Origin of the sequence: Aquabacterium sp. UBA2148, from assembly GCF_002328915.1 — a bacterium.
Classification (GTDB): Bacteria; Pseudomonadota; Gammaproteobacteria; order Burkholderiales; family Burkholderiaceae_C; genus Aquabacterium; species Aquabacterium parvum.
Window position 1 is genome coordinate 1,736 of sequence record NZ_DCXA01000092.1, and the last position, 5,855, is coordinate 7,590.

The following is a 5,855-nucleotide window of genomic DNA, read 5'->3' on the forward strand; positions in this document are numbered from 1 at the left end:
GCTGGAGCTCAAGACGGCCAGCGGGGTGGTCAACATCGCGGCGGCCAAGCGCGTGGTGCTGTCGGTGGCGGGCGGAGCGAGCATCACCATCGAAGGTGGGCAGTTCACCGCACAGTGCCCGGGCAAGATCACGGTCAAGGCAGGGCAGAAGTCGATGGCGGGGACAGGCACGCAAGACCTGGTGCTGCCGCAGATGCCCATTAGCATCTGCGTCTCATGCCTGCTTGCTGCGCGATCCAGCGGCAGCGCTTTCGCCAAGGAATGAGCGTGACCGACCTCGTCCCACACCAAGCGTGGCCATCAGATTGGCTCGACCAACAGGCGTTGTCTGATCGTCATGTCTGGGCCATCGTGGACGCATCGGCCAGCGAGGCCATCGCACACGTGCGCAAGCTTGAGGCCAGCCATGACTGCACCAACCTGCTCGACCACATCACCAGCGATCCATCCGCCCTGGCTGTGGCCCCCCGCGTCGTTCCGGTCAGCCCTGAAGGCCGCTCATCGGCGCTGCGTGCCATCTGGCAATCGCAGGAAACCGATGAGCCCATGCTGTTCCTCATCGCCAGCGCCTGGTCGCCGCAGATGTGGGTGCCAGCGATGCGCCGACGCATGCGGGCCCGCTTCACCGATGGCGAGCACATGCTGTTTCGCTGGTGGGACGCCCGCATCTGGTGGGCCCTGCACGAGCCTGAACTCCATCAAAACGCCGATGTGCAGGCCTTCCTGGCAGCAGAAGCAGCCAGCGCCTGGCCAGGCCGCGATGGCCAGCTTGAGACTGCGGAGAATCCTGCGGCGGACAGCGACCCCTCCGCGCACGAAACCGCCTGGGCGCTCAGCGATCCGACGTTCGCGGGGCTGTTGAAGCTGGGGCACGCCGATGCGGTGCTGGGACTCTGCCGATCTGATTACCCCAGCGCCTTGAACCTGGTGCCGCCAGCCCATCGGCATGCACTGGCATGCGATCAAGTGAGTTGGGCGCAAGGCCAAGGGTTTGAATCACCAGATGACCACGCACTCGCCGTTCGCATCGCGGCAGAGGTGGGCCCTGACTGGGCAGGTCAACCCGAATGGGCCGAGGTCGTGTCGCAAGCTGTTGCGTCCGGCCAGACGCTCCGGTCAACCCTGGCTCAGGCGTGATCAGCGCCACAGTGAACACAATGCGCCCATGAAAAGAATGCTCTCAGCCGCCGTGGCAGCACTGGTCCTCACGGCCTGCCATAAGTCTCCCCAAGAAGAGCCCAAGATGCTTGGCATCACTGGCTTCAACTACACCGACCGCTACATCGATGGGTTCAGCGTGAACGGACAAGGCGGCACCAACATGGGCGCCCACACGAATGGATCGGGCGAGGCCTGCTGCATCGTATGGCGACCTGGCACCGCGCTGCCGGTTCCTATGCTTGTCGAGTGGACGTACGGCGAGAACCAGGATCTGCGAACGGGGCAAATCTACAAGCCCAGGGAAACCCATCGCGTCGAAGTTGAACTCAAGGGCCCCGCTCCAAAGAACCCGACCGTCTTTGCCGTTCACTTCTACCCGGACAACACGGTTCAACTCGAGGTGGCGGAGGACTACCCAAAACCTCGCTTCAAACGATCAGGCTCGGCTAGGGAGGCTCAATCATGAGCGGAACTAGCCCCGCGCGTTCATTGGTGGGCATCGTGAAGAACATCTTGGCGGCCACCCTTGCGGCACTGGCCATCACGGCATGCCAAAAAGCACCTGAGGAAGAGCCCAAGATGCTGGCCATCACCGGCTACAACTACACCGACCGTTACATCGACGGGTTCAGTGTGAATGGCCAAGGGGGCAGCAATGTCCTCCTGAGCGATGACGCTGATGGCGGAGGAAAGACCACCTGTTGCATTGTGTGGCGACCAGGTACTGCCTTGCCCGTGACGATTGTGGTGGAGTGGACGTATGGATACGAGAAAGACTTCGATACGGGCCAACTGCTGCGGGAAGCGGAAACCCATCGCGCCGAGGTGGAACTGACTGGCCCCGTTCCAGAGCACCCGACCGTTTTCGCCGTTCACTTCTACCCGAACAACACGGTTCAACTCGAAGTGGCTGAGGACTATCCCAAACCGCGCTTGAGACGATCAGACATGGCCAAGGGGGCTCAATCATGAGCGGAACAAGACACGCGAGTTCGTCGGATGACATCGTGAAGAAAGTCTTGGTGGGTACTCTTGCTGCACTGGCCCTCACGGCCTGCCAGAAGTCTCCCCAAGAGGAGCCCAAGATGCTTGGCATCACTGGCTACAACTACTCAGGGCGCTACATCGACAGGTTCAGCGTGAACGGGCAAGGCGGGGGCAATGTGCTCATCAGCGAGGGCTTGTCAGGAGGCGGGGGAACCACCTGCTGCATCGTGTGGCGCCCCGGCACCGAGCTGCCAGTTCCGATTTTCGTGGAGTGGACGTACGGCGAGCGCTGGAACCACGAAAAGGGCTTGAAGCTGCAGGACGCGGAAACCCATCGCGTCGAAGTTGAACTCAAGGGCCCCGTTCCACAGAACCCGACCGTCTTTGCCGTTCACTTCTACCCCGACAACACCGCGCAGGTCGAAGTCGCTGCGGATTACCCGGAGCCCCGCATCAAGCCTGCCGAGTTGGCGCAAGGAGCCAAGCCATGAGTCAAACGAGCAGCAAAGAGGCACCGGTTTTTCCAATGGTGAACACATGCCAAGTCCTTCCCGCAGGCGCCATGTGCAGTCCCATGCAATCCATCAAAAACGATGCTCAGCGAGCATCCAGCCGAGGTGCTGCAAAGAATGCCCCCCAAGCCACGCCGGTTGCAGATTGTCAGCAAGAGCCGTGGCTGACCTTCTATTTCGATGGAACTGGCAACAACGAAGAAATCGACGCTCCCACGCATGAGCACAGCAACGTGGCACGCCTCTACCGTGCCCGCAAAGCAGACATCAAGGCCCTTGGCCACATGTCGTTCTACATCCCTGGGATTGGCACGCCATTCCGCGAAATCGGCGACAAGGGTGGCAACTGGAAGTCCTCCGTGGGCTTGGGCGGTCAGGCCCGCCTCGACTGGGCATGGCGCATGTTCCAAGAGCAAGTTGCAGCCGCCGCCGCCCGCGCCAACAACCCCGTCAACAAGATCCGCATGATCCACTTGGCGGTGTTCGGCTTCTCCCGCGGGGCCGCCCTGGCGCGTGCTTTCGCCGTGAAGCTGCAGCAGCACTGTGACCCCGTTGGCGCAGGTTGGGTCACCAAGCAGGGGCGCCACCCCATCCGCCTGTACTTCATGGGCTTGTTTGACACCGTTGCCTCGGTGGGTGTGCCCACCGCCGCACGCAAATACCAAGCAGAAGCGGCGGCGCTGACCAGGGTGTCCCCTTGGCTGGCTGCGGTGCCGGTTTGGGTCGCCAGCAACGCAGACGGTCACGCGTCGTGGGCGAGTGACCTGCGCATCCCCGCCATGTCGCTGCGTTGCGTGCACCACATCGCCGCCCACGAGATCCGCAATTCGTTTCCGCTGGACACCTTGTTGGAGGCCGGGCGCTACCCGCCAAACACGGTGGAGGTGGTCTACCCCGGTGTGCATTCGAACGTGGGCGGAGGCTACCGGCCTGGTGAAGGCGGGCGTTTGTCCAGCCCCTTCGGCATGCTGAGCGCGATTCCATTGCAGGCGATGTACGACGAGGCGTACAAAGCAGGCGTGCCTTTGAGGTCGTTGGATGCACTCAAAAGAGCAGAAGACCCCGTGATTCGGGACTTCTACCCCTCTACGAAGGAAGAAGCCGCGATCCGCCAAACCCTCATCCGCCGCTTCAACCACTACATGAAAGCCGTCGGCCAAGGCGCCGCCCCCGTCGGCCAGATGGTCGCGGCACACATGAAGCTGTACTTCCGCTGGCGCATCATCGACGTGGGTCGCAAGCGCCTTGCCGCGCAAAAGGGTGAGCAAGATCAGACCGCAAAACGCCTGTCCGCCAGCGAAGCCAAGTGGAGTCAGGAGCGGGCTGCAAAGCAATCCTCGCTGGACAAGGTCGAGTACGAAGCACTGGGGCTGGAGCTCAAGGCGCACATGCTGAACCTGACCGCATCGGGCATGTTCCCCGGTGAGCAGCAGCACGAATTTCTGCGCGAAGCGCAAAAGTGTCGCCAACGCGCCGCGACACTGCGAGAGCAGGCTGTTCCGATTCAAGCTTCGCTCAACACCATGCCGTCCTCCGATGGCAGCCTGTTGAAGAACATGGCGCAGTACGACCGCGAGTTCATGCAGGAAAGCCAGCGAGTGCTCAAGGCCCGCAAGGACAGCCTGAAGGGCTTTGACCGGCTGCTGAGAGAGGCCTGGGACGAACCGGTTCTCAGGGACCTGGAAGTGATCGCCTTCTTCGATGACCACGTGATCGACTCCCTGGCCAGTTTCGCCATGGACCGCACCCGCGCAACAGAGGCCCGCGTGCTCTACCAAGGCAAGGATGCCCGCGTCACCTACGCCAAGGCTCAGGCGCCGGGGCATCAGACCGAGCCCGTGGCCTGATGCCCAAGCCCCCCAACACCCCACCACTCGGCGACCTGGATCGCCTGTGGTTCATGCCCACCCCGGGGCTGGGGAGTTGGCGCGTGTCCCTGCGCTGTCGTGGCACGAACCACGCCAAAGGGTTCCCGGTTTTGCGGCACGGCTCAGTGGAGGCAGCCCTGCAAGCGGCCCAGGCATGGCGCGACCAACTCGCGCGTTCGCTGCAGCCTTACACCCAGCAGGAACTGGTGCAAAAGCTGCGCACCAACAACACATCCGGGACCCCCGGTGTGTTCAAGATGAAAACCAGCCGCCGGCGCTCGGACGGCAGCGTGGCGGTCTACGTGCATTGGGAGGCGCGCACACCGGAGGGCGTCAAGCCCGCGCGCAAAAAGGCCTTCTCAACCTTGCGATACGGTGAAGAAAAAGCCTACGAACTGGCAGTGGCCGCGCGTGCTGCGTTCGTGCAAGCACTGGCTGACAACCATCAGGGCGACTGACTCAGCCCTGCCGCAACCGCCCGATCAAGGCCGCGCTCGACGCATCCAGCCCAGCCGTGTCACCCGACTGCAGGCGCGGCAGCAGTTGCTGGCACAGCGCCTTGCCCAGCTCCACGCCCCATTGGTCGAAGCTGTTGATGCCCCACACCGCGCCCGACACGAAGGTGCGGTGCTCGAACAGGGCGATCAAGGCGCCCAGCGAACGGGGTGAGACCTCGTCGAGCACCAGGGTCAGGCTGGGGCGGTTGCCCGGGAAGGTTCGGTGGCGGGCGATGACCTCGGGGGCCAGCGCGGGCGATGCGGTGGGCGCCTGCTCGGCCAAGGCCTCGGCCTCGGTCTTGCCCCACATCAGCGCCTGGGCCTGGGCCAGGCCGTTGGCCAACAAGGCCTCGTGCTGTTGCCTGAGCGCAGCCTGCAAGGCTGGTGAGGCCTGCAACGCAGCAGGGTAGCTGGGGCGCGCCACGAGGATGAACTCCACCGGCACCACGTCGCTGCCCTGGTGCAGCATCTGAAAGAAGGCGTGCTGGCCGTTGGTGCCAGGCTCGCCCCACAGGACGTCGCTGGTGGCGTAAGGCAGCGGCTGGCCCAAGGCATCGACCGACTTGCCGTTGCTCTCCATCACCAGCTGTTGCAGGTAGGCCGGCAGGCTGCGCAGGCCTTGCGCATAGGGCGCCACGCAGCGACTGGTGTAGCCCTTGAAGTTGCGGTACCAGACGTCGAGCAGGCCCAGTTGCACCGGCAGGTTGGCTTCAAAGGGCGCTTCGGCGAAGTGCCGGTCCATCGCGTGGGCGCCGGCCAGCAGTTCGCGGAAACCGTCCGCCCCGATGCCCAAGGCGATCGGCAGGCCAATGGTCGACCACATCGAAAAG

Annotated in this window: 7 protein-coding genes and 2 pseudogenes; 8 read left to right on the forward strand and 1 reads right to left on the reverse strand. The window is 63.4% G+C overall.

Features of this window, described 5'->3' with window-relative positions:
• The 8 genes and pseudogenes from B2W70_RS04935 to B2W70_RS04965 form a co-directional block, all read left to right on the forward strand.
• Positions 1-265: DUF2345 domain-containing protein (locus B2W70_RS04935; protein WP_286743449.1), on the forward strand; the 265-nt coding region annotated here is incomplete at its 5' end.
• A 59-nt stretch (positions 266-324) separates the two neighbouring features.
• Positions 325-1,137, forward strand: coding sequence for a DUF4123 domain-containing protein (locus B2W70_RS04940; protein ID WP_286743451.1), 813 nt, complete (start codon positions 325-327; stop codon positions 1,135-1,137).
• Between the two features lie 28 nt (positions 1,138-1,165).
• Positions 1,166-1,216 (forward strand): annotated as a pseudogene (locus B2W70_RS18440) (lipoprotein); the annotation flags it as partial.
• A gap of 27 nt (positions 1,217-1,243) precedes the next feature.
• Entirely contained in the window at positions 1,244-1,627 is a 384-nt protein-coding gene (locus B2W70_RS04945; protein WP_286743453.1) for a DUF3304 domain-containing protein, read from the forward strand.
• Positions 1,624-2,133: a DUF3304 domain-containing protein gene (locus B2W70_RS04950; RefSeq protein ID WP_286743455.1), complete on the forward strand. Its 510-nt coding sequence runs from the start codon at positions 1,624-1,626 to the stop codon at positions 2,131-2,133. Before B2W70_RS04945 ends, B2W70_RS04950 begins: the two co-directional genes overlap by 4 nt.
• A gap of 113 nt (positions 2,134-2,246) precedes the next feature.
• Positions 2,247-2,639, forward strand: a complete 393-nt coding sequence (locus B2W70_RS04955; protein WP_286743457.1) for a DUF3304 domain-containing protein — start codon at positions 2,247-2,249, stop codon at positions 2,637-2,639.
• 83 nt (positions 2,640-2,722) lie between these two features.
• Positions 2,723-4,507 (forward strand): T6SS phospholipase effector Tle1-like catalytic domain-containing protein, encoded by a 1,785-nt coding sequence (locus B2W70_RS04960; protein ID WP_286743458.1) that lies wholly within the window; start codon positions 2,723-2,725, stop codon positions 4,505-4,507.
• Positions 4,507-4,986, forward strand: a complete 480-nt coding sequence (locus B2W70_RS04965; RefSeq protein WP_286743459.1) for a hypothetical protein — start codon at positions 4,507-4,509, stop codon at positions 4,984-4,986. The genes B2W70_RS04960 and B2W70_RS04965 overlap by 1 nt, the downstream gene beginning before the upstream one ends.
• Before the next feature lies 1 nt (position 4,987).
• Here the strand turns inward: B2W70_RS04965 and B2W70_RS04970 are convergent.
• Positions 4,988-5,855: pseudogene (locus B2W70_RS04970) on the reverse strand (glucose-6-phosphate isomerase); the annotation flags it as partial.